This is a genomic window from Leifsonia sp. NPDC058292, assembly GCF_042880955.1.
Taxonomy (GTDB): Bacteria; Actinomycetota; Actinomycetes; order Actinomycetales; family Microbacteriaceae; genus Leifsonia.
Genome location: NZ_JBHVYL010000004.1, coordinates 44,230 through 68,639, shown reverse-complemented (window position 1 = coordinate 68,639; position 24,410 = coordinate 44,230). Strand labels below are relative to the sequence as shown.

Annotated in this window: 18 protein-coding genes and 1 tRNA gene; 10 read left to right on the top strand and 9 right to left on the bottom strand. The window is 67.5% G+C overall.

Annotated features, from left to right (window positions below; all coding sequences use genetic code 11):
• Positions 1-78 precede the first annotated feature (78 nt).
• Positions 79-1,026, top strand: coding sequence for a TetR/AcrR family transcriptional regulator C-terminal domain-containing protein (locus ACFVWR_RS04535; RefSeq protein ID WP_387208453.1), 948 nt, complete (start codon positions 79-81; stop codon positions 1,024-1,026).
• On the opposite strand, the gene prmC is transcribed toward ACFVWR_RS04535, so the two are convergent.
• Positions 1,023-1,919 (bottom strand): peptide chain release factor N(5)-glutamine methyltransferase, encoded by an 897-nt coding sequence (prmC, locus tag ACFVWR_RS04530; protein WP_387208451.1) that lies wholly within the window; start codon positions 1,917-1,919, stop codon positions 1,023-1,025. The two genes, ACFVWR_RS04535 and prmC, sit on opposite strands and share 4 nt — an antisense overlap.
• A 117-nt stretch (positions 1,920-2,036) precedes the next feature.
• Between prmC and cysK the strand changes: the two genes are divergently transcribed.
• Together cysK and epsC are read left to right on the top strand one after the other, a co-directional pair.
• The gene (cysK, locus tag ACFVWR_RS04525; RefSeq protein ID WP_387208449.1) at positions 2,037-2,975 is read left to right on the top strand and encodes a cysteine synthase A; all 939 of its coding nucleotides are present in this window, start codon (positions 2,037-2,039) and stop codon (positions 2,973-2,975) included.
• An 18-nt stretch (positions 2,976-2,993) separates the two neighbouring features.
• Complete coding sequence (gene epsC / locus ACFVWR_RS04520; protein ID WP_387208447.1) at positions 2,994-3,566, top strand: serine O-acetyltransferase EpsC; 573 nt, start codon at positions 2,994-2,996, stop codon at positions 3,564-3,566.
• 89 nt (positions 3,567-3,655) lie between these two features.
• Here the strand turns inward: epsC and prfA are convergent, their stop codons facing one another.
• The 8 genes from prfA to argS form a co-directional block, all read right to left on the bottom strand.
• On the bottom strand, positions 3,656-4,732 hold the full coding sequence (gene prfA, locus ACFVWR_RS04515) for a peptide chain release factor 1 (protein ID WP_387208445.1): 1,077 nt from the start codon (positions 4,730-4,732) through the stop codon (positions 3,656-3,658).
• Between the two features lie 90 nt (positions 4,733-4,822).
• Positions 4,823-7,084 carry a transcription termination factor Rho gene (gene rho / locus ACFVWR_RS04510; RefSeq protein WP_387208443.1) on the bottom strand — a complete coding sequence of 754 codons (2,262 nt, stop codon included), beginning with the start codon at positions 7,082-7,084 and terminating at the stop codon, positions 4,823-4,825.
• A gap of 251 nt (positions 7,085-7,335) precedes the next feature.
• Positions 7,336-8,295, bottom strand: coding sequence for a homoserine kinase (gene thrB, locus ACFVWR_RS04505; RefSeq protein ID WP_387208441.1), 960 nt, complete (start codon positions 8,293-8,295; stop codon positions 7,336-7,338).
• Complete coding sequence (gene thrC / locus ACFVWR_RS04500; protein WP_387208439.1) at positions 8,292-9,410, bottom strand: threonine synthase; 1,119 nt, start codon at positions 9,408-9,410, stop codon at positions 8,292-8,294. The genes thrB and thrC overlap by 4 nt, the downstream gene beginning before the upstream one ends.
• Positions 9,410-10,786 (bottom strand): homoserine dehydrogenase, encoded by a 1,377-nt coding sequence (locus ACFVWR_RS04495; RefSeq protein ID WP_387208437.1) that lies wholly within the window; start codon positions 10,784-10,786, stop codon positions 9,410-9,412. The genes thrC and ACFVWR_RS04495 overlap by 1 nt, the downstream gene beginning before the upstream one ends.
• Complete coding sequence (gene lysA, locus ACFVWR_RS04490) at positions 10,783-12,270, bottom strand: diaminopimelate decarboxylase (RefSeq protein WP_387208435.1); 1,488 nt, start codon at positions 12,268-12,270, stop codon at positions 10,783-10,785. The genes ACFVWR_RS04495 and lysA overlap by 4 nt, the downstream gene beginning before the upstream one ends.
• Positions 12,271-12,458: 188 nt before the next feature.
• On the bottom strand, positions 12,459-13,280 hold the full coding sequence (locus ACFVWR_RS04485; protein WP_387208433.1) for an LmeA family phospholipid-binding protein: 822 nt from the start codon (positions 13,278-13,280) through the stop codon (positions 12,459-12,461).
• A 9-nt stretch (positions 13,281-13,289) separates the two neighbouring features.
• Positions 13,290-14,966 (bottom strand): arginine--tRNA ligase, encoded by a 1,677-nt coding sequence (gene argS / locus ACFVWR_RS04480; RefSeq protein WP_387208431.1) that lies wholly within the window; start codon positions 14,964-14,966, stop codon positions 13,290-13,292.
• A 165-nt stretch (positions 14,967-15,131) separates the two neighbouring features.
• Between argS and ACFVWR_RS04475 the strand changes: the two genes are divergently transcribed.
• From ACFVWR_RS04475 to ACFVWR_RS04445, 7 genes are all read left to right on the top strand, one after another.
• Positions 15,132-15,764, top strand: coding sequence for an iron ABC transporter ATP-binding protein (locus ACFVWR_RS04475; RefSeq protein WP_387208429.1), 633 nt, complete (start codon positions 15,132-15,134; stop codon positions 15,762-15,764).
• A 48-nt stretch (positions 15,765-15,812) separates the two neighbouring features.
• A tRNA-Arg gene (locus ACFVWR_RS04470) sits at positions 15,813-15,885 on the top strand.
• Between the two features lie 708 nt (positions 15,886-16,593).
• Positions 16,594-16,875 (top strand): hypothetical protein, encoded by a 282-nt coding sequence (locus ACFVWR_RS04465; RefSeq protein WP_387208427.1) that lies wholly within the window; start codon positions 16,594-16,596, stop codon positions 16,873-16,875.
• A gap of 197 nt (positions 16,876-17,072) precedes the next feature.
• A complete protein-coding gene (locus ACFVWR_RS04460) occupies positions 17,073-17,615 on the top strand; it encodes a hypothetical protein (protein WP_387208425.1) in 543 nt (180 codons plus the stop codon).
• Positions 17,616-18,146: 531 nt separating this feature from the next.
• A complete protein-coding gene (locus ACFVWR_RS04455) occupies positions 18,147-21,083 on the top strand; it encodes a DEAD/DEAH box helicase (RefSeq protein WP_387208423.1) in 2,937 nt (978 codons plus the stop codon).
• A 111-nt stretch (positions 21,084-21,194) separates the two neighbouring features.
• Positions 21,195-23,552, top strand: a complete 2,358-nt coding sequence (locus ACFVWR_RS04450; RefSeq protein ID WP_387208421.1) for a transglycosylase domain-containing protein — start codon at positions 21,195-21,197, stop codon at positions 23,550-23,552.
• 18 nt (positions 23,553-23,570) lie between these two features.
• Positions 23,571-24,410, top strand: a complete 840-nt coding sequence (locus ACFVWR_RS04445; RefSeq protein WP_387208419.1) for an endo alpha-1,4 polygalactosaminidase — start codon at positions 23,571-23,573, stop codon at positions 24,408-24,410.

Here is a 24,410-nt window from a genome sequence, read left to right as displayed (position 1 = left end):
TTACGGCGCATACGATTTTGTTTAAGGTATACACAGTTCTAGGATGGGTGTCAACGACCAACCGAAGGGCGCGAGAAAATGGCAGACGCCGTCGAAGAGGCACTCCCCCGAGCGGTCGCGCTCAGCTGGGGAGTAGCGGAGCGCCCTCAGCGGGGACCGAAGCGCGAACTCAGCATCGAACGCATCGTCGACACGGCCATCCAGATCGCCGACGACGAGGGCCTCGGCGCCGTCTCGATGAGCAAGATCGCCACCACCCTCGGCTTCACCACGATGTCGCTCTACCGCTACGTGACGAGCAAAGACGACATCCTGCAGCTGATGCAAGACGCCGTGTGCGCCATCCCCATCCCCCCGGAAGGCGAAGACGGCCAGTGGCGCGACGGGCTGCGCGTCTGGGCGGGAGCGACGATCGACGTGATGCGGGCGCACCCCTGGTTCGCCGACATCCCGATCTCGGGAATGCCCCTCATGCCCAACAACCTCGCCGTGCTCGACTGGGGCCTCCGCGTCATGAAAGACCTTCCGCTGAGCGATCAGGAGAAGATGTCGACCGCGCTGACCCTGAGCTCCTACGCCCGCGCGTTCGGCCTGGTCGAAAGGGACGTGCTCCGCGCCCGCGAGCAGACCGACGGCCCCCGGCAGAACGGCGCAGCCTTCGCTGCGGCACTGAGCGAACTGGTGACCGACGAGCGGTTCCCCTACCTGGCCCCGCTCGTGCGTTCCGGCGTGTACTCCGACGACGAAGACGATCAGGACGACTATGCGTGGGGCCTCGAGCGGATCCTCGACGGCATCCAGCGATATGTGGATGCGCGCAGCACCGGCGAGCCCATCGTCGCCGCGATGCCGCGACCGGAACCCGCGCCCCACGACAGGGCGGTCCGCGAGGCGGCCAAAGCCCGCCGCGAAGCCGAGAGCAGACTGCGCGAGGCCCGCAAACGCGAGCGGGAGGCCATCGAGAAGGCGCGCGAGCGCCAAGCGAAAACCGAGGAGAAGGCGGCGAAAGCGGCCGCGAAGGGCTAGCGCACCGCCGTCGTGGTTCGATCGCGGGTCGTCAGGTCGCGGTGGGTGGCGGCTGCGCGCCAGCCGTCGGCGGTGAGGATGCCGCGGATCTCCGCCCCCTGCAGCTCGCCGTGCTCGAGAACCAGAGTGCCGCCCGGATGCAGCAGCCGCTGGGCGACGCGGGAGATCGTGCGCACGACATCCAGGCCGTCCGCACCGCCGTAGAGAGCCGCCGGCGGGTCGAAGAGACGAACCTCGGGATCGCGAGGGATCGCCTCGGCGGGGATGTACGGCGGGTTCGAGATCACGACATCGACGGTTCCGTCGAGCTCGGGAAGCGCGTCGGCGAGGTCGACGAACACGACGCGGGCGTTCGATGCTCCGGACTCCTCGACGTTCCTACGCGCCCAGATGAAGGCCTCGGGCGAGTTCTCCACGGCGACGACGCGCGCGTGCGGCACCTCCGTTGCCATCGCCAGAGCGATCGCTCCGCTGCCGGTGCCCAGGTCGACGCCGATCGGCTCGGGAGAGGGAACGGCGCGCAGAGCGTCGATCGCGAACTGCACGACCTGCTCGGTCTCGGGACGAGGCACGAACACGCCAGGGCCGACCGCGAGCTCGAGCGACCGGAAGGGCGCGCGACCGGTGATGTGCTGGAGCGGCTCACGCGTCGCGCGGCGGGCCGCGAGTTCGCGCACCCGCGCCGCGTCGTCGTCGCTCACCTCGGAGCCCATGTGCAGTAGCGCCTGCACGCGTCCGCGGCCGGCGTCGAGCACATGCCCGATGAGCAACTCGGCGTCGACGACAGGATCCGGCACCCCGGCACGCTCGAGCACGCCGGAGACCTCGTCGCGAAGGGAGGAGACGGTGACCGGAACGGCAGCGGCAGGGGAAGGCGAGTCGGGTGGGAACATCGCCGTCGAGCCTAGCGTCAGACATCCACCGGCGTCACACGGCATTCACCCTGGGCGCCGAAGATTAGAGTGGTGACGCTCCCGTCCCATCCGTATCCGTGCCACAAGGAAGAGGCCATGACAGGTCACATCTACGAGAACGTCACCGAAGCGGTCGGCAAGACCCCTCTCGTGAAGCTCAACCGAATCACCGAAGGCATCGATGCCACCGTGCTCGGCAAGCTCGAGTTCGCCAACCCCGCCGGCAGCGTCAAAGACCGCATCGGCGTGGCGATCATCGACGCCGCCGAGAAAGCCGGCGCCCTGCGGCCCGGCGGCACCATCGTCGAAGGCACCAGCGGCAACACCGGGATCGCTCTGGCGATGGTCGGAGCGGCGCGCGGATACAGGGTGATCCTCACCATGCCGGAGACCATGAGCAAAGAGCGCCGGGTGCTGCTGCGCGCGTTCGGTGCCGAGATCGTGCTGACGCCTGGGCCCGACGGCATGCGCGGGGCGGTCGAGAAGGCCCAGGAGATCGTCGCGAACACCGACAACGCCATCTGGGCGAAGCAGTTCGCGAACGAGGCCAACCCGGCCATCCACCGCGCCACCACCGCCGAGGAGATCTGGGCCGACACCGACGGCGGAGTCGACATCTTCGTCTCAGGCATCGGCACCGGCGGCACCATCACCGGCGTCGGCCAGGTGCTCAAAGCGCGCAAGCCCGGCGTGCAGATCATCGCGGTCGAACCGCTCGACTCCCCCATCCTGAACGGCGGCAAGCCCGGCCCTCACAAGATCCAGGGCATCGGCGCCAACTTCGTGCCCGAGATCCTCGACACCACGGTGTACGACGAGGTCGTCGACGTGTCGTTCGACGACGCGGTCGACGTCGCCAAGAAGCTCGCGAGCCAAGAAGGCCTGCTCGCGGGCATCTCCTCCGGCGCCATCGTCTGGGCGGCCCTCGAGGTCGCCAAGCGTCCCGAGAACGCCGGTAAGACGGTCGTCGCGGTCATCTGCGACACGGGCGAGCGCTACATCTCCACGCCGCTCTGGGCAGACCTGCTCGACTGACCAGCACGGAACCGATCCATGGCGCCCTTCCCCCGCATCCGCGAAGACATCGCGAACGCGCGCAGGCACGACCCCGCCGCCCGCAGCGCCTTCGAGGTGTCGATGGCGTATTCGGGGCTCCACGCCGTGTGGTCGTATCGGGTGGCGCACCGGATGTGGCGGGCCGGGCTCAGAACGCCGGCCCGCTTCCTCTCGCAGTTCACGCGGTTTCTCACCGGCGTCGAGATCCACCCCGGAGCGACGATCGGCCGGCGGTTCTTCATCGACCACGGGATGGGCGTCGTGATCGGCGAGACGACGTGGGTGGGAGACGACGTGATGATCTATCACGGCGTCACGCTCGGCGGTAAGGGCAGCGGGCACGGCAAACGCCATCCGACGATCGAGAACAGCGTGACCGTCGGAGCGGGGGCGAAAGTGCTCGGCGCCATCACGATCGGCGCGCGGTCGGTCATCGGTGCGAACGCCGTCGTCGTGCACGACTCCCCCGCCGACTCGGTGCTCACCGGCGTGCCCGCTCGCGCGCGCCACCGCACCGGCCACGAGCAGATCCCCGGCGACGACTGGATCGACCCCGCAATCTACATCTGAAAGCAATCGACTCCGGTCAGAATGCTCTCTCAGCGGCGCTGGAAGAGCATTCTGACCGGAGTCGATTGCTTTGTTAGGGGGTGGAGGGGTCAGTCGGCGCCGAGGTCGGCCAGGCGGGCCTCTTCGTCGGCGAGGATGCAGGACTCGATGACGGGCTCGAGGGCGCCGTTCATGACGGCGTCGAGGTTGTAGGCCTTGTAGCCGGTGCGGTGGTCGGCTATCCGGTTCTCCGGGAAGTTGTAGGTGCGGATGCGCTCCGACCGGTCCATCGTGCGGATCTGGCTCTTGCGCACGGCCGAGGCCGCCGCATCCAGCTCCTCCTGCTGACGCGCGAGCACTCTGGCACGCAGCACACGCATGCCGGCCTCACGGTTCTGCAGCTGGCTCTTCTCGTTCTGCATCGCGACCACGATGCCGGTCGGGAGGTGGGTGATGCGCACGGCGGAGTCCGTCGTGTTGACCGACTGCCCACCGGGGCCGCTCGACCGGTACACGTCGATCTTCAGATCGTTGGGGCTGATCTCGACCTCCTCCGGCTCGTCGACCTCGGGAAAGACCAGAACGCCCGCGGCGGAGGTGTGGATGCGCCCCTGCGACTCGGTCGCCGGCACGCGCTGCACGCGGTGCACCCCTCCCTCGTACTTGAGGTGCGCCCACACGCCCTCCGCCGGGTCGGACGAGTTGCCTTTGATGGCGAGCTGCACATCTTTGATGCCGCCCAGATCGCTCGACGTCTGCTCGAGGATCTCCGTCTTCCACTTCTTCGACTCGGCGTAGTGGAGGTACATGCGCAGGAGGTCGGCGGCGAAGAGCGCGGACTCGGCCCCGCCCTCCCCCATCTTGATCTCCATGATCACGTCGCGGCTGTCGTTCTCGTCACGAGGGATGAGCAGCCGGCGGAGCTTCTCGCCGGTCTCGGCCAATTCTGCCTCGAGCCCCGGCACCTCTTCGGCGAACGCTTCGTCTTCGGCGGCGAGCTCTTTGGCGGCCGCGAGATCGTCTTCGAGCTGCTTCCAGTGGTTGTACGCCGCGACGATCCTGCTGAGCTCCGCGTATCGGCGGTTCACCTTCTTCGACCGCACAGGGTCGCTGTGCAACTCCGGGTCGGCGAGCTGCTCCTGCAGGTCGTCGTGCTCGGCGATCAGGGTGTTCACCGATTCGAACATTGGTGTTCTTCTTTCGTCAGATTCCGCGTTCGGGCAAAGCAAAGTGCCCGCCACCGCCGGGGGAACCGACGGGGACGGGCACTGAATCAGCTAGCGGTGGTCGTGCTCGCTGGAGTGCGAGTGGGCCGTGCCGTGGGCGCCGGCGGGCGCGGCGGGCATCGACTTCTGCACCTGCATGAGGAACTCGACGTTGCTGGTGGTCTCCTTGAGACGGCCAAGCACGATCTCGAGCGCCTGCTGCTGGTCGAGCCCGGCGAGGGCGCGGCGCAGCTTCCAGGTGATCTTGACCTCGTCGGCGCCCATCAGCATCTCTTCGCGACGGGTTCCGGATGCGTTCACATCCACCGCGGGGAAGATGCGCTTGTCGGCCAGCTGGCGCGACAGGCGGAGCTCCATGTTGCCGGTGCCCTTGAACTCCTCGAAGATGACCTCGTCCATCTTGGAGCCGGTCTCCACCAGCGCCGAGGCGAGGATCGTGAGCGATCCGCCGTGCTCGATGTTGCGCGCGGCGCCGAAGAAGCGCTTCGGCGGGTAGAGCGCCGAAGCGTCGACACCACCGGAGAGGATGCGGCCCGAGGCCGGAGCCGCGAGGTTGTACGCGCGTCCGAGTCGGGTGATCGAGTCGAGCAGCACGACGACGTCGTGACCGAGCTCCACCAGACGCTTGGCGCGCTCGATGGCGAGCTCGGCGACGGTGGTGTGGTCTTCGGCCGGACGGTCGAAGGTCGAGGCGATGACCTCACCCTTCACCGTGCGCTGCATGTCGGTGACCTCTTCGGGACGCTCGTCGACGAGAACGACCATGAGGTGGACCTCGGGGTTGTTCGTCGTGATGGCGTTCGCGATCTGCTGCATCACGATGGTCTTGCCGGCCTTGGGCGGCGCGACGATGAGGCCGCGCTGGCCCTTGCCGATCGGGGCGACCAGGTCGATGATGCGCTGCGTGATCTTGGTGGGCTCGGTCTCCAGCCGCAGACGCTCCTGCGGGTAGAGCGGGGTGAGCTTGCCGAACTCGACGCGGCTCGCGGCCTCTTCGATGGTCTGACCGTTGATCGAGTCGACCTTGACGATGGCGTTGTACTTCTGACGGGTGTTGTTCTCGCCCTCGCGCGGCTGGCGGATGGCGCCGACGACGGCGTCACCTTTGCGCAGGTTGTACTTCTTGACCTGGCCGAGCGACACGTACACGTCGTTGGTGCCCGGGAGGTAGCCCGAGGTGCGCACGAACGCGTAGTTGTCGAGAACATCCAGGATGCCCGCGACGGGGATCAGCACGTCGTCGTCGGCGATCTCCGGCTCGAATTCGTCGGTTCCGGTGCTGCCGCCGCGACGCTTGCGGTCGCGGTAGCGGCTGCGACCGCCGCGCTCACCGTCGGCCTGAGCCTCGGTCTGGGGACCGTTGTTGCGGTTCTGGTTCTGCTGACCGCGGCCCTGCTGGCCGTTCTGCTCCTTGGCGGAGTCGTCGCGGCCCTGGCCCTGCTGGCCCTGGCTCTGCTGGCCCTGGCCCTGCTGGCCCTGGCCCTGCTGGTTGTCGCCGGCCTGGCCGCTGTTGTTCTTGTTGCGGTTGCGGTTGCGGCCGCGGCCCTGGCGCTGCTGACCGTTGTCGCCGCCTTCGCCGTTCTCGCCGTTCTGCTCGCCGCGGTTGTCGTCGGCCGACTCGGCCGCCTTCTCGCTCGAGGCGTTGTCGTTCTGAGCCTCGGCCTTGCCGTTCTGCTCCGACTGCTGGGCGTTCTGGTCGCCCTGGTTGCCGCGGCCACGACGGCGGCCGCCGCGCTGGTTCGTCTCCCCCTGCTTCTGACCCTCGGCGGCAGCGCCGCTCTGGTCGTCGGCCGTGGCGGTCTCGCCGCGCTGCGCCGCCGACTCGCGCGAGGCGAGGGCGGAGTCGAGCAGGGCGTCGACATCCGGGATGAGCGAGTCGACGCCGGTGGCGCCGGAGTTGAGGTGGGTGGATGCGGGAACGAGCGCGTCTGCGCTGGTCGCCCGGCGCGGCGCACGCTTGCGGGCCACGGCAGGAGCGGTGGCCGCCTGCAGTGCCGGCGGTAGCACCGGCTCGCCGACGTGCGGCTCGGCCGAAGCCGGCTCGGCGATGAGCGGCTCGATCAGAACCTGGGACGCCGCGGCGCTCTCTGGCTCGGTCTGCTCGCTCGCTGCATCCGCCTGGGACGCGTCGCCGACGGTGGCGCCTGCGGCCGCGGCGCGCGCCGAGGCGACGGCCTCGACGAGTTCGCCCTTGCGAAGTCTGTTGGCGCCCTGGATGCCCAACTCGGCGGCGAGAGCCTGAAGCTCGGCCACCTTGAGGGACGTCAGTTCGCGGGTGTCCGCGCCCCCGGCGCGGAGATTGACATCAGTCACTGAAGAGGATTCCTTTCCCCCGACAAGCGATTATCGCTGTCGTCTGCGCTCGTCATATGAACTGGCCTGTGCTTGATGGGCTTGACGCGATGCGTTCTGATCCGCTCGACGTCGGTATTCGACTAGGTCTCGAATACGCAGGCAGGAATGACGGCATGATTGCTAGAAATCACCCGAAGACAGATTCGCTCGTGACGCGGTTCTTGCGGGTGCAGGCACAGTTTACCACCTTTGGCGGTGCGCTCTTGACGCTACGCGGCGGGTGTGTCCGACTGTTTCGCGGTCGGCGTGACCGTCGCTCCTTTGAAGTCGACGGCGAGCATGAGTGGCTGCCAGCGCGTCTCCGACTTGTGCGCCACGAGTTCTGCGGCGGCGAGCCGCTGACTCGGATCGCTGCAGAGCACGAGGATCGACGGACCGGCGCCCGAGACGACGGCGGCGAAACCGTTCTCGCGCAAGAGCGTGATGAGTCTGTCGGTCTCGGGCATCGCCGAGGCGCGATAGCTCTGGTGCAGCTTGTCCTCGGTGGCGGCGTGCAACAGCTCGGGGCTCTGGATGAGGGCCGCGACGAGCAGGGCGGAGCGGGAGACGTTGAACACCGCGTCTTCGTGCGGCACCGACTCCGGCTGCAGGCTGCGCGCGAGCGCGGTCGACATCACGTGCTCGGGCACGAACACGAGCGGCGAGACGCCGCGATGCACGATCAGCTTCTTGAAGCGCGGACCGGTGGGGGTCACCCACGCGATGGTGAGGCCGCCGAAGAGAGCGGGCGCCACGTTGTCCGGGTGCCCCTCCATGTCGTTGGCGAGCGCGAGCAGCCCCTGGGCGTCGATCTCGACGATGCCGTCGAGCAGGCCTTTCGCCGCCATGATGCCGGAGACGATCGCGGCTCCCGACGACCCGAGACCGCGCCCGTGCGGGATCGTGTTCCTGGCGACGAGATCGAGACCGGGCATCGGGATGCCGACGGCGTCGAACGTGTGCGCGATCGCCCGCACGACGAGGTTGCTCTCGTCGGTGGGAACCTCACCCTCGCCGACTCCGATGACCTCGACGGTCGCACCGGGCTCGTCGCGCACCGAGACGCGCAACTCGTCGTACTGGGCGAGCGCGAGACCGAGCGTGTCGAATCCTGGACCCAGGTTGGCGCTGGTGGCGGGAACCTTGACCGTGACCGCGCGGCCGCGCAGGTCGTCGGCCGAGAAGGTCACGCGGGTGCTCCGGCGGTGTCGTCGGAGGTGGCCTGCAGCCCGAGCACGTCGGCGATGGCCGTCGCGTCGACGGGGACGACCGTCGGCTGAACGTCGGAACCGTCTTCGGTGCGGAGCGCCCACTGCGGGTCTTTGAGGCCGTGACCGGTGACGGTGAGCACGACGGTCGCTCCGGCGGGGATGACCCCCGCGGCCGAGCGCTCGAGCAGACCGGCGACGCTGATCGCGGAGGCCGGCTCGACGAAGATGCCGACCTCGGCCGACAGGATGCGCTGGGCATCGAGGATCGCTCTGTCTTCGATCGCGCCGAAGTAGCCGTCGCTGTCGTCGCGCGCGTTGAGTGCGAGCTCCCACGAAGCGGGGTTGCCGATGCGGATGGCGGACGCGATGGTGTCCGGGTCTTTCACCGGGTGGCCCAGCACGATCGGTGCGCTGCCCGCGGCCTGGAAGCCGAACATCCGGGGAAGCTTGGTGGCCTCGCCCCGCTGCAGCTCCTCGGTGTACCCGCGGTGGTACGCCGTGTAGTTGCCCGCGTTGCCGACGGGAACGATGTGGAAGTCGGGGGCGTCGCCCAGAACCTCGACGACCTCGAACGCGGCCGTCTTCTGACCCTCGATGCGGTCGGGGTTCACAGAGTTCACGAGGTGCACCGGGTAGTGGGTGGCCAGGTCGCGGGCGATCTCGAGGCAGTCGTCGAAGTTGCCCTGCACCTGCAGCAGCTGCGCGTTGTGGGCGATGGCCTGGCTGAGCTTGCCCATCGCGATCTTGCCCTCCGGCACCAGCACGACGGCCTGGATGCCCGCGTGCGTCGCGTAGGCGGCGGCCGAGGCCGACGTGTTGCCCGTCGAGGCGCAGATGACGGCCTTCGCGCCGTGCTCGACGGCCTTGGAGATCGCCATCGTCATGCCGCGGTCTTTGAACGAACCGGTGGGGTTCATCCCCTCGAACTTCACGTAGACGTTCGCTCCGGTGCGCGCCGAGAGCGCGGGTGCGGGGAGCAGGGGCGTTCCGCCCTCGCCGAGCGTGACGATCGGCGTCGCGTCGCTGATGTTGAGACGGTCCGCGTACTCACGCAGGACTCCCCGCCACTGACGACTGTTCGGCTTTTCGGGCATTACGATCCTTCGACTCGGAGAACGGATGAGATTGCGGTGACCACATCGCTTGCGGCCAGGGATTCGACGGTTGCCGCCAGAGCGGCTTCCTCGGCTTCGTGGGTGCCGATAACCAGGGTAGCGGTGGGTGCGGGGTGCGGAGGAACCGAGTCGTCACCGGCCGACGCGGAGAAGGCGGCCGGGAGCGTGAGCATCCCTGTCGCGGTCGCGACCGACTGCTGAACCGTCTCGACGCTGACCCCGCCGTCGCTGAGCGTGCGGGCGACAGCGGCCAGCACGCCGGGCTGGTCGGCGACCTCGAGCGTGATCTGGTACCGGGTGATGACGCGCCCCACGTCGAGGACGGGAAGCTGGGCGTGCGTCGACTCGGCGACGCCAGGGCCCCCGACCACGTGGCGGCGGGCCGCGGAGACCACATCCCCGAGCACGGCCGAAGCGGTCTCGACTCCCCCGGCGCCCGCGCCGTAGAACATGAGGTCGCCCGCCGCGGCGGACTGCACGAAGACCGCGTTGTGCGCCCCGTGCACGGCCGCGAGCGGGTGGTCGCGGCGGATGAGCGCCGGGTACACCCGGGCTGACACACCCTCGATCCCGGTCGCGGGATCGGTCAGCCGTTCACAGATCGCGAGCAGCTTGATGACCATCCCTGCCTCGCGGGCGGCGTCGACCTGCACCTTCGAGACCCCGGTGATGCCCTCGCGGTACACGGATTCGAGCGGAACGGTGGTGTGGAACGCGAGGCTCGCGAGGATGGCGGCCTTCTGCGCCGCGTCGTATCCCCCGATGTCGGCGGTCGGGTCGGCCTCCGCGTAACCGCGCTCCGTCGCGATGGCGAGTGCGTCTTGCAGCGTCTCGCCGTTCACGTCCATCCGGTCGAGCACGAAGTTCGTCGTTCCGTTGACGATGCCGAGGATACGGTTCACCCTGTCGCCGGCCAGGCTGTCGCGCAGCGGCCGGATGATCGGGATGGCGCCGCCGACGGCCGCCTCGTAGTAGAGCTGCGCACCGACCTGCTCCGCTGCCTCGAACAGTTCGGGGCCGTGCGTGGCGAGCAGCGCCTTGTTGGCGGTGATGACGTCGGCTCCGGAGTTGAGCGCCTGCAGCACGTATCCCCGGGCCGGCTCGATGCCGCCCATCAGCTCGACGACGATGTCGGCGCCCAGGATGAGCGATGACGCGTCTGTCGTGTAGAGGTGCCTCGGCAGTTCGACGTCACGGGCCGCGTCGATGTCGCGCACAGCGATGCCGACGAGCTCCAGGCTCGCACCGACGCGGGAGGCCAGTTCGTCGCCCTGTACGAGCAGCAGCCGGGCCACCTGCGAGCCGACGGAGCCTGCGCCCAGCAGCGCTATCCGGAGAGAGCGGTATTCGATCATGCCTGGGCTCCTTCGCCGTCGGTGGGCTGTTCGGTGGCGGGATACGCGGTCGCGGGTTCGGCCGCGGCCGAGGGCACGTATGCGGCGTCACGGGCGAGGAGGTCCGCTTCGGTCTCGCCGCGCACGATCACCCGCGACGAGCCGTCGCGCACGGCGACGACGGCCGGCCGGCCGACATGGTTGTAGTTGCTGGCGAGCGACCAGCAGTATGCGCCGGTCGCGGCGACGGCGAGCACGTCGCCCGGCGCGACATCGGCCGGGAGGTAATCCGCGTCGACGACGATGTCGCCGCTCTCGCAGTGCTTGCCGGCGACGCGCACCAGCGCGGGGGGCGCATCCGTCACCCGGTTCGCGATGCGCACCGAGTAGTCGGCGCCGTACAGCGCTGTGCGTGCGTTGTCGCTCATTCCGCCGTCGACGCTCACGTAACGGCGCACCGCCGTCTCGCCGTCGTCTTGGTAGGCGACGCGCACGTCTTTCGAGGTTCCGGCCGTGTAGAGCGTGAGACCGGCGGTGCCGATGATCGAGCGCCCCGGTTCGAAGGCGACGACCGGCACGGGGATGTCGAGGTCGGCGCAAGCGGCGGCGACCGTCTCCGCGATGCGGGAGGCGAGCTCGCGGATCGGGGATGGGTCGTCGGCGGCCGTGTATGCGACGCCGAACCCGCCGCCGAGATTCAGCTCGGGGACGTGCCCGCCGACGAGCAGTCGCTTGTGGACGGCGAGCAGACGCGCAGCGGACTCGGCGAACCCGTCCGCACCGAAGATCTGCGATCCGATGTGGCAGTGCAGGCCCAGGAAGTCGAGGGCCGGATGCTGCCGGATCGCAGCGACGGCATCAGTCGCATCCGCCAGTGCGATGCCGAACTTCTGGTCTTCGTGTGCCGTCGCCAGAAACGCGTGCGTGTGCGCGTGAACGCCGCTGTTCACCCGCAGCCTCACCCGCTGAACCCGGCCGTGGCGTTCGGCGGCGGCCGCGACGCGCTCGATCTCCTGCGCACTGTCGATGATGATCGCACCGATACCCACCGACACCGCACGATCGATCTCGGCGAGCGACTTGTTGTTGCCGTGGAACCCGAGGTTCATGGGGTCGACACCGGCGGCGAGCGCCACCGCCAGCTCTCCACCGCTGCACACGTCGACGTTGAGGCCCGCCTCGGTCATCCAGCGCGCCACCTCGATGCTGAGGAACGCCTTGCCGGCGTAGTAGACCTTGGCGGCCGAGCCGATGCGCTCGAAAGCGTCGACGAAGGCCGACCGCGTCTCGGCGGCGCGGGCGCGCACATCCGCCTCGTCGACGACATAGAGAGGAGTGCCGTAGTGCGCGACCAGCTCGGACGAGCGCACACCGCCGACCGTCAGTTCGCCCGCGTCACGGGAGACGGTTCGCGACCACAGGCCGGAAACGAGAGCGTTGGCGTCGTCGGGGACGGACAGCCAATCGGGCGCCAACGGGTTGGCGGCGAAGGAGGAAACAGCCACGGGGAAAACCTCACGGGTCGGAAACGAGTGGGGGTCTCTCGAGGCGAGCGGACCCGGATTGGCCCCTGAAGCCGACAGAGAAAACGTCGCGCGCGAACGACCGCGCGGTACCGCGATCCTATCGAGCTTCCCTGACAGGGCCCGACAGTGTTACGACGACCGGCTCCGTCTCCGGATGCGCAACCGGCTCAGCAGCTTCCCTTGCTGCGCAGGGTCGCCTCGTCGAGCACGAGATCGTTGGCGTTCAGGTCGACGGTCGCGTGGCCCTTCGTGACGGTGATGTCGTTCACGAGCACACCGTTCGGCAGATACTGAGCGACGCACACCGGGAGAGGTCCGCGATCGGTCAGCGCTTTGACCAGCGTCGAGAGGTCGAGGTCGCCGGCGCCCGTCGTCACCGTGGCGTCGACCGGCTGCAACAGCACCGTCTTGCCCGCCGCCTCCGGCTTGACCGAGAGCTGGTAGCCGATCGGGAGCCCCAGGAGGTCTGCGGTGCCGGCGTAGCCCAGGGTGCCCGTTCCGAGCCTCAGGTCTCCGGTCACCCCCGGGATCGTGACGAGGCGGTTGAGCGCACTCTGGGAGATCCCGAGGGTGCCGTCGATCGCGGCGACCGGCTTCGTGAAGTCGGACGGAACGCCGGTCGCGACGACGGATGCGCTGATCGGCACGTTCTGAACGGTCAGCTTCGGCGCCTCCAGTTCGACCCGCTCGAACGAACCGCTCAGGTACTGCTGGATGACCGAGACGCCCCCGATGTGCACGGCGATGTCCCCATCCACCGTGTCCGGAAGGTTCTTCTCGATCTCCGACGCGACCCGGCCTTCGGCGTAGGAACGCACGATGGCGTCGACGACGAAGAACAGAGCGACGAGCACCAGGATCGGGATGAGGATCCAGAGGAGCACGCGGAGCCCGCGACGCTTCTTGCGCGGCGGCGCTGTCTGCGCCAGGGGCGCGGCTGGGGTCACCACCTCGGTGGGAGCGGTGCGGTTCGGGCGGGAGTCGCTCATCCGGTCACCTCACATGCGATCCGGCGCGGACACCCCGACCAGGCCGAGGCCGTTGCGGATGACCTGACCGGTCGCGTCGTTCAGCCACAGGCGGGTGCGGTGCAGGTCGGTGACCGGCTCGTCGCCCAAAGGGATGACCCGGGTCGCCGCATACCAGGTGTGGTAGAGCCCGGCGAGTTCCTCGAGGTAGCGTGCGACGCGGTGCGGCTCGCGCAGATCGGCGGCCTGGGCGACGACCCGCGGGAATTCCTGGAGCCCGCCGAGCAGCGCCGACTCGCTCTCGTGCGTGAGCAGTTCGGGAGCGAACGCGCTGCGGTCGACGCCTGCCGCCGCCGCGTTCGTCGCGACGGAGCGGGTGCGTGCGTGTGCGTACTGCACGTAGTAGACGGGGTTCTCGTTGCTGCGCTTGCTCAGCAGATCGAGGTCGATGTCGAGCTGCGAGTCACTGGAGGAGCGCACGAGGGCGTAACGGCCGGCATCCACCCCGACCGCGTCGACGAGGTCGTCCAGGGTGACGATCGTGCCCGCCCGCTTCGACATCTTGACCGGCTGACCGTCGCGCACCAGGTTGACCATCTGCCCGATGAGGATCTGCAGGTTGACGTTCGGAACGTCGCCGAACGCCTCGACCATCGCCATCATGCGGCCGACGTAGCCGTGGTGGTCGGCGCCCAGCATGATGATGTTCTGCTCGAACCCGCGCTCGCGCTTGTCGAGGTAGTAGCCGAGGTCGCCCGAGATGTACGCGGGCTCGCCGTTGCTGCGGATGATGACGCGGTCGCGGTCGTCGCCGAACGTGGTGGTGCGCAGCCAGATCGCGCCGTCGGCCTCGAAGATGTGACCCTGCTCGCGCAAGCGCTCGATGGCTCGCTCGACCGCGCCGGACTCGTGCAGCGAATCCTCGTGGAAGAAGACGTCGAAGTCGACGCCGAAGCTGTGGAGTTTCGCCTTGATCTCGGCGAACATCAGCTCGGTGCCGACGGAACGGAACACCTCCTGCTGCTCGTCGCGCGGGAGGGCGGCGATGTCGCCGTCGTATTCGGCGACGACCTGATCGGCGATCTCGCCGATGTACGCTCCGCCGTAGCCGTCTTCCGGGGTCGGCTCGCCGAGGTAGGCGGCGAGCAGGCTGCGCGCAAAACGGTCGATCTGGGAGCCGTGGTCGTTGAAGTAGTACTCGCGCGTGACGTCGGCACCCTCGGCGGCGAGCACTCGCGCCAGGCTGTCGCCGACGGCCGCCCAGCGCACGCCACCCATGTGGATCGGGCCGGTGGGGTTGGCGGAGACGAACTCCAGGTTCACGGTCAGGCCGTCGTAGAGGTGGCCGTTGCCGTACTCGTCGCCGGCGTCGACGATCGTCTTCGCCAGCGCTCCGGCGGCCGCAGCGTCGAGACGGAAGTTGATGAAGCCGGGGCCGGCGACCTCGGCGGACGCGACACCGTCGATGCCTGCGGCGGCCTCCGCGATCTCGGTCGCGAGCTCACGCGGATTCGTGCCGATGCGCTTGGCCAGCCGCATCGCCACGTTGGAGGCCCAGTCGCCGTGTTCCCGGTTCTTCGGACGCTCGAGAGGAACGTCGTCGATGGTGATCGTGACATCGCCCACGGCTGCCCCGGACTCGCGTCGGCGCTCGACGACAGAGGTCACGATGTCGAGCAGGGCGGCGGAGAGGTCAGCGGGAGTCACGGTCACCGATTCTACCGGGGAGCGGCGGCGCATCGATTGCGCAACGAATCGGATCACTCACGGCGCACGCCTCACTCGCCTTGATAGGGTCATCGCGACGCGCGCAGCTGCGCTCTCGCTCGCATCCGCGCAAACGCCGACCGGCTCGAAGAGGAACAAGCCCCCATGGTTGAACCGACACGCTCCACACTCACCTCCGTGCTCCGAACAGGTGGTGCTGTCGCCGCCGTTCTGGTCGGCGCCCTGGCGCTGAGCGGATGCGTCGGCTCGGCCGACAAGCCCGCATCCTCCTCGACCCCCACCTCGACGAAGGCGGGCGGCGCGGCGCAGACGACACCGACCCCGACGCCGACCCCCACCCAGCCTCCGACGCCGGTCACCCTGACCTGCGACCAGATCGTCACGCCCGACCAGCTTTACGCGTTCAACCCGAACTTCGGCGCCACACCCGACTACAAGCCGAAGGACGGCACCCTCGAGAAGCAGATCGCCGACTGGCAGGGCGCGACCTGCGCGTGGACGAACCAGACCAGTGGCGACGTGGTCGAGATCGCTGTTGCGCTTCCCCCGTCGAACGCCCTCGAGGGCCTCAAGAACGGCGCCGTCACCACGAGTCAACCCGTGCCAACGTACGGCGTGCCGCCGGAGGTCGAAGGCTACTTCAAGCCCGGAACGGCCGGAGAGGTGCAGATCTTCCGCGGCGGATACTGGATCGTCGCGACCTCGGCGGCCTTCTTCGAGCCCGGCGACGCCGCGCCGCTGATGGAGAACGTGCTCGCCAACGTGCCGCAAGGCTGACAGCGCAAAAACCGTCCGCCGGGATGCTAGCCTTGACGGGCACTCCTGGCCCCCATAGCTCAGGGGATAGAGCGTCTGCCTCCGGAGCAGAAGGCCGCAGGTTCAAATCCTGCTGGGGGCACCCAATCATCGATGTCCGAAGCTGCACCTCTTGAAGAGGGCCGCGCTGTCGGTATCTCCTTCCCCGCCGCTGTTTCCTCAGTCCGGCGCTGGGCTTCGCGTTGCGTCCCCGGGCCGCCTTCGGCGTTGTCGTTGTGGGCTTTGACCTCGATTTGACCACGACACGCGGCGACTATAGGTTGACTCATGCAACATTTACCATACACACATACGATATTTGTCGGGTAAAGACTAGTATTTCAGCATGCGGAGGAGGCCTTGGTGTTGAACCAACTAGATATTGGTACTCGCGATATCGAAGACAAGTTGCGAGCATTGCGTGAGCTTGCTGCGCAAAGCGCGGGTCGCTTGCCCTTGATGGCCTTCATCAGCGCAATTATTCTCGGCTTGGAGACATTCAGGTTTCAGGCGTTGTTCTAGAGCCTCATGGCGGTTTTCGCAACTATTTGGGTGTACATGCTGTGCTTCATGGGGGTGGCTATGGTCGCACCCGTCCAGGGGCTGATGAACACGACATTCAATCTAACGCTGCTACCTATTTTCGGAATAGTCGGCGTACTCTACGTGAGCGGTGCCGTCGCCATCCATGTGCTTTTGTTGAAGAGGCGTCTGCGAGACGGTCACTCGTCGGAGCGGACACTAGGAAACCTGATGGCAGCGGTCGAGCGTGTATCGCTCGAAGAGTCTGTGGATCGTTTTTGGCGTAGTGATGATCGTTCCGAACGTAATCACGCAGGGCCAGTATTTGCCGAATATTCTCGGGGTGATCCTCTTCTTGCTGATCGCGACCGTGATGTCGAGCTTACCGGTCGAGTTCACGTATCTCGCATATCTGAAATCACGGGATAAGCGGTACTGGGAGAAGCAACCGCCCATGCGCGTTGCCACAAAGCAACAGAGGGCTGCGGTTTTCAAGAAGGTCGGAAAGTGGGTCCTTATTGTTCTCGCTGTTCTCGTGGCGCTTCTGATCATGACCAAAACGTCGGGATAGGGGCCACGTCTCGAACTCGACAACCTCACCTCCGCTCAGTACGGCACTGCGATGGCAACGATGGGGCGCGGGCAGGACATCCCCGTCGGCGGCGCCCCGCTCGACCGGGCGAAGCTGCCGAACCCACAGCCCCAACCGTCCCCGACCCCGTTTGGATCAGGACATTGACCACCACGACCACACGCCACCCCCGCACCGTGCTGCGCATCGTGGCACTGACCGCCCTGCTCACCACCGGAACACTGACCGGGTGCGCACCACCACAGAAGACCGCGAAGGAGATCCAACAGGTGGAAGACCAAGACAGAGCCGACCGCGCCGCCGTCCAACACGAAATCCAGCGCCTCTACGACGAAGCCACCACCCTCGTCGCCGATACCTGGCCGAAACCAGACACGATGATCTGGGGAACCGGGTGCGGCGACTACGCCGATGGCACCCTGTCTGAGAGTTGGAACATCTTCAACCAGTACAAGGGACCGACCAAGTCGAGTCCTGAGGAGACGGCGGAGCGGGTTGCAGCATTGTGGACCGAGCACGGATTCCCGACGAAGGTAGTGGAAGACAACAACATCTACCCGCCGCGGAAGGTCGTGTCATACCCGCCGTATCTCACCGGGGTCCGTGAGGACGGCCTCGGGATCGAGTTCACGATCGGTGAGAACTACGCCGACTTCCAAGGTTACAGCCGGTGTGCTCCGATCGATCCGGACGACCCTGTGCTCCCGAAGAACTGGTGATGGTTGGTACCGCTCGGAGTCGCGGGCACCGTGGTGACCGTTGGGAGTAACTCCTTCGAAAAGTTCCATGACGGAGTACAGGGAAATGGTGTTCGCGAATTCGCGGTCGATACTGCTGTAGATCTCGGCTCCGCTGCTGCAGCGGCAGGCGTGGGAGCCGCTGTTGGATCACTGGCGTTGCCGCCTCTAGGGACTGTCATTGGAACGGGAGTCGGTCTGGCCGCCAACTTCTGGATAAACGTAGAACTTCCATTCTTGGGCGATAAGTCAGTTGTTGATTTAGCTAAGGACCGCATTATGAAGGGGCTCGACTGGTTGCGGTCGAAGTTCTGGTGACAATCGTGAGTAGTGGCATGAGTAGTGCTAGGGGTGAGCGCGAGCCCGCGACGGGCGGACAGCAGGCGATCTCGTCGCCGCGCCCTACGCGCCGCCCCTCACGCAGGTGCTTGCCGAACACCCGACCACGAGGTAGCCGAGCTCGCAGCACCCACACGGAGCCACCCTGTCGGCTGCCTGTGAGAGGCTGAACGCATGCCTGACACCCCTGCCGCCGACGGGTGGAAGGCGAGCGTTTCGGGGCTGACCCGGCCGGCGCCGGCCCGGGCGGCTCACACGACGTCGATGGGGCTCCAGTTCGAGTTGCGGGAGCGCACCCGGGCATCCACCAGCCGGTGGGATGCGCCCAAGTCGCACACGGCGACTGCCGCCAGCGCGCAGGGCGCCGGCACCGGTCTGCTGCGGCTCGGGGTGCGTCCGGTGGTGCTCAGCAAGACCGGCAACTGGGTGCGCGGCTCGCTCACCTGGACATCGCTCCCCCACCTGCTCAACCGGCTCGCGCTCGACCCTGCCCAGCACGGATGGTTCGGGCAGTTCGCCGCCCTGCACCGTGCGGGGCGCGACGTGTATGTGCCGGGAGAAGCCGACTGGCTCTTCCTCGACGAGTTCACCAGTCCGATGCTCTGGCCGCTGCTCGCCGAGGCCGAACGCCTGGGCATCGGCTTCGCCACCGGCAAGCGGGAGACGGCGGTGACCGTGGCGCACGACGCGCGGATCGTCGTCGACGCCAGCGGGCAGCCCGGCGAGAGCCTGCGACTCGGAACGGTCGTGGTGATCGGTGAGCAGACGCATGCCGGCGCCGCGGCAGGCGCCATCGGCGACCACGGGATCTACACGTGGGAGTTCTCCCCCGAGCCGCTGTTCACCCTCGCGCGAGCAGCGGAGCCACTGACCACGGAGCAACGACGACTGCTGGCAGCTCACGACACGATCGTCGTTCCCGCGGCCGAGCGCGACGAGTTTCTGGGCCAGTACTACCCACGGCTGCAGAATCTCGTCGAGGTCGTCAGCTCGGATGGGTCCGTCACCTTTCCCGAAATCCTGCCACCCGTTCTCGTGCTCACCGCGACGTTCGCTCCGAACGACCGGCACGACCTCGACCGGCTCGAACTCGAGTGGGGCTGGCTGTCGGCGACCGGAGCCGAATCGCTGGGAGCGCATCCGGTGCCCGACGGCGTCATCGACCTGCTCGGCGGCCACCCCCATTCCGCCGAACTGACGGGACTCGACGCGGCGGAGTTCGCCGCGACGATGCTCCCCGCGCTGGAGAGATCGCCCGAGGTGCGCGTCGACGTGTCGGGCACCCGGCCCGACTACCGCGAGCTCACCGAGACCCCGAAGCTCGTGGTGACGACGGTCGAGACCGACAAACGCGACTGGTTCGACCTCGGTGTGATGGTCACTGTGGAGGGACGCACCATCCCATTCACCCCACTGTTCAAGGCTCTGTCGCAGGGCCGACCGAAACTGCTGCTGGTCGACAAGTCGTACCTGTCGCTGCAACAGCCGGTGTTCGACGAACTGCGGTCGCTCATCGACGAAGCGCAGTCCATCGACGAGTGGGAGCCCGGGAGTCTGCGGATCAGCCGGTACCAGGCCAGCCTCTGGTCGGAGTTCGTCGAACTGGCCGACGAGGCCCACCAGGCCGAAGCCTGGAGCCGCACCGTCGACGGGCTACGAGCCATCCGCGACGGCGACTCGCCCGTCGACATCCCGGTGCCCGACGCCGTGCGGGCGACCCTGCGGCCCTACCAGGTCGACGGATTCCGCTGGCTGGCGTTCCTCTGGACGCACGGCCTCGGCGGGGTGCTCGCCGACGACATGGGGCTCGGCAAGACGCTGCAGACCCTCGCACTGATCGCCCACGCGCGCGCCGTCGACGCTGCCGCCCGGCCCTTCCTCGTCGTCGCGCCGACCTCCGTGGTGTCGAACTGGGCGGCCGAGGCCGAGCGCTTCACCCCCGGTCTCGTGGTGCGAACGGTCACGGCCACACGCGCGAAGAGCCGCACCGGGCTGGAGGAGATCGCGGCCGGCGCGGATGTTGTCATCACGTCGTACGCGCTGTTCCGGCTCGACTTCGCCCGCTATCAGGCGGAGACCTGGTCGGGTCTCATCCTCGACGAGGCGCAGCTGATCAAGAACCGCACCTCGAAGGCGCACGAGGCGGCCGTCGATCTTCGCGTGCCCTTCAAACTCGCGATCACCGGCACGCCGATGGAGAACAGTCTCCTCGACATCTGGTCACTCTTCCGCGTGGTCTCCCCCGGGTTGCTCCCACCCCGGCTCGGCTACACCGAGCGCTACGTCAAGCCGATCGCCGCCGGTGACCGGCCCGAGCTGTTGCAGCGGCTGCGCCGGCGCGTGCGGCCGCTGATGCTGCGCCGAACGAAAGAGGCCGTGGCCGCCGAGTTGCCCGAGAAGCAGGAGCAGGTGCTGCGGGTCGAGCTCGCGCCCCGGCACCGCAAGCTCTACGACCTGTTCCTCCAGCGTGAACGGCAGAAGCTGCTGGGGTTGGTCGACGACCTCGACCGTAACCGTTTCATCGTGTTCCGCTCACTGACCCTCCTGCGGATGATGGCGCTCGACGCCTCCATCGTCGACGAACAGTACGCGGACATCCCCTCGGCCAAGATCGACGTGCTGCTCGAAGAACTCGACGACGTCGTGGCCGGCGGGCACCGCGCTCTGGTGTTCAGCCAGTTCACCAGCCTGCTGCGCAAAGTCGCCGCGAGGCTCGAAGAGCGCGGAATCGCCTACGACTACCTCGACGGGTCGACGCGGAAGCGCTCGGAGGTCATCGACCGGTTTCGCACCGGAGACGCCCCCGCCTTTCTGATCAGCCTGAAGGCGGGCGGATTCGGTCTGAACCTCACCGAGGCCGACTACGTCTTCCTGCTCGACCCGTGGTGGAACCCGGCCGCCGAGACGCAGGCGATCGACCGCACCCACCGCATCGGCCAGCGCTCGAACGTGATGGTGTACCGGATGATCGCCGACGACACGGTCGAAGACAAGGTGATGGCGCTCAAAGACCAGAAGGCGCAGCTCTTCGACGCGCTCATGGACGACCCGTCCGGAGCGTTCGGGGCAGCACTCAGCGCCGACGACATCCGGGGGCTCCTCGACACCTGAGAGCGCGTCTTCTGAAACGCACACATTGTTCAAACGGTTCTCAGAGGGCGATCCGCCAGACTGCCCCTTCGGCCCGCCGTCGCGTGCCGTCCGTGTGGAGAGAGGATCGGTGTGCGCGTTCGACGTTCGAGCGGTGGAGCCGTCATCGGTGCTTGGCTGGCTTTCATCGGCGGATGCGCCGTGGCCGCCGTTCTCGTGACGGTCGGTGTCGCGCCGTCCATCGCGATGGCCTCCGTGACCGCCAGCAGCGGCGCGGCGGCCTTCAACGATCTGCCGAGCTACCTGAAGATCCAGCCCCTCGACCAGACGTCGACCTTCTACGCCACCCAGGGCGGCCAGCCCGTGCCGATCGCGACGTTCTACGACCAGAACCGGGTGGACGTCACCGCCGCTCAGATCCCTTCGGTCGTCGGGGATGCGCTGCTCGCCACCGAAGACCCGAACTTCTACGACGAGGGCGGCGTCAACCTGACCGGAACGCTGCGCGCCCTTCTCACCAACTCGTCGGGCGGTTCGACGCAGGGCGGATCATCCATCACCCAGCAGTACGTGAAGAACGTGCGGGTGCAGCGCTGCGAGGCGATGACCGTCGACCCCACCGCCACGAAGTCCGTGTACGCGGCGCAGGAGAAGGCATACCAGAGCTGCTACGACGACGCTGCGGGCTCGACGGTGGAGCGCAAAGTGTCGGAGCTCCGCTACGCGATCGGGCTCGACAAGACGTACTCCAAGCAGCAGATCCTGGTCGGCTACCTGAACATCGTCGGGTTCGGCGGGCAGGTCTACGGCATCCAGGCCGCGGCCCACTACTACTTCGGCGTCGACTCCACCCAGCTCACGCTGGAGCAGTCGGCGACGCTGATCGCCATCCTGAACAACCCGGCGAACCTCAGGCTCGACCAGTCGGCCGCCGACAATCCGGGCAGCAACGCCGGCAACAAGTACAAGGCCACCCTCGACCGCCGCAACTACGTGCTCCAGCGGATGCTGACCACCAAGAAGATCACCAAGGCGCAGTACACGGCCGCCGTGGCGACCCCGATCGTTCCGAAGATCACTCCCGTCGTCTCCGGCTGCCAGAGCGCGAGCCAGTTCGACGCGGGCTTCTTCTGCAACTACGTGGAGGACACGATCTTGAGCGACAAGGCGTTCGGCCCCACCGCCGACGAGCGTTCCGCGTTCTTCCGCACCGGCGGGCTCAAGGTGTACACGAGCCTCGACCTCGACCTGCAGAACACGGCGCAGGCCTCGCTCAGCGCCTACATCCCCTCGACCGACCCGAACCTCGACATCGGGGCCGCGGATGTGGCTGTACAGCCGAACTCCGGGCGCATCGTCACCATGGTGCAGAATAAGCCGTTCGACGACAGCGCGACGCCGGCGCCCGGGTCGACGGCCATCAACTACTCGACCGACTACGACTACGGCGGCTCAGGGGGATTCCAGACGGGCTCCTCGTTCAAAGCGTTCGATCTGATCGCCTGGCTGCAAGCAGGCCACTCGCTGTCCGAGACGGTCAACGCGAGCCAGCACGAGTTCACCAATGCCGACTTTCCCGCCGGCTGCACCGACATCGGCGACACGCCGTGGTACGTGGCGAACGACGAAAGCACCGAGGGCGGCCGGATGAGCGTGCTGTCGGCCACGGAGGACTCGGTCAACACCGCCTACGCCGACATGGCGACGCAACTCGACCTGTGCAAGATCTCGGACGCGGCGAAGAGCCTGCTCGTGCATCCCGCGGCCAGTTCGGAGGCGTGGCAGCTGACACCGTCGATGATCCTCGGAATCAACACCATCTCCCCGCTCACCATGGCCACCGCGTACGCGGGCATCGCCAACGGAGGAAAGGTCTGCACGCCTGTCGCGATCGACAAGGTCGTGACGGCAGACGGCACAGACCACGCCGTGCCGGCGACCACGTGCACCCAGGCCATCACGCCCGAGATCGCGGCGGGCGTGAACTACGCACTCCAGCGCGTGATGACCAACGGAACCGCCACGAGCGCCAACCCCTGGGACGGTGTCGACATCATGGGCAAGACGGGAACCACCGACAACTCGGAGCAGAACTGGCTGGTGACGTCGACGACCACGGTCGCGAACGCGGTGTGGGTCGGCAACGTCTCCGGTCACGTCGCGCTCCGCTCGCAGTATTTTCAGGGCGTCGGGGGCGGAGACGTGAAGTTCTCGATCGCCAAGCCGATCCTCGCGGCCCTCAACGTGAAGTATCCGGGAGGCACGTTCACCGAGCCGCCATCGTCGACGATCTACGGGAGCAGGAGCTACCGGCAAGACGAACCGTCGACACCGTCGGCGCCCTCGGAGCCGGCAGATCCGACGACGGCGCCCACCCAGGCGCCGCAACCCGACCCGACCGGCACGCCCGACCCCGGCGCCGGGGACACGACCGGCGACGGCGCGGGCGACGGAACGGGTGGAGGGGCGGGAGCGGGCTCCGGCGGCTGACCGTAGGCTGAACCCACCGTGAGAAGCCCCCTGCGTATCCGTTCCCGAATCGCGATCACGGCCGCCGTCTCGGCCGCCGTGCTCTGCGTCGCCGTGGTCTCCGGCATAGTGGTGGCCGGCTTGGCGACACCCGCCGCTCCCCCGGCGAACGCGCAGTTCGACTACCAGCTCGGCGGCGCGTACGAGCCCTCATCGTCGGTCGGCGTGGTCGACCGCGACCGCACCTCGACGCCGGCGGCCGGTCGATACACGATCTGCTACGTCAATGCGTTCCAGACCCAGCCGGATGACACGACGACCTGGTCGGGGAAGAACGACGACCTCATCCTGAGGGATTCGGACGGCGAACGGGTCGGCGACCCCGAATGGGACGAATACCTGCTCGACACCTCCACCAAGGCGAAGCGCGACCGCATCGCCGCGATCGTGAACGGGTGGATCGACGAGTGCGCGAGCAAAGGGTTCCGTGCGGTGGAACCCGACAACCTCGACTCCTGGACCCGGTCGGCGGGGATGCTGACCCAGGCGGACAACGTCGCGCTGGCGACCCAGCTCGCCGCCCACTCCCACCGCAAAGGTCTCGCGATCGCACAGAAGAACGCGGCAGAGCTCGCCTGGGCGGGCAAGAACACCGTCGGTTTCGACTTCGCGATCGCGGAGGAATGCCAGCTCAACGCGGAGTGCGGTGAGTACACGAAGGTGTACGGCGACGACGTGATCGAGATCGAGTACACCGACACTCCGCGCTCCGCGTACACCGACGCGTGCGCCGCGCAGGGCAAGCGCATCTCGGTCATCCTGCGGGACAGGGATGTGGTCCCCAAGAGCGACGGCGCCTACCGGTACAAGCACTGCTGA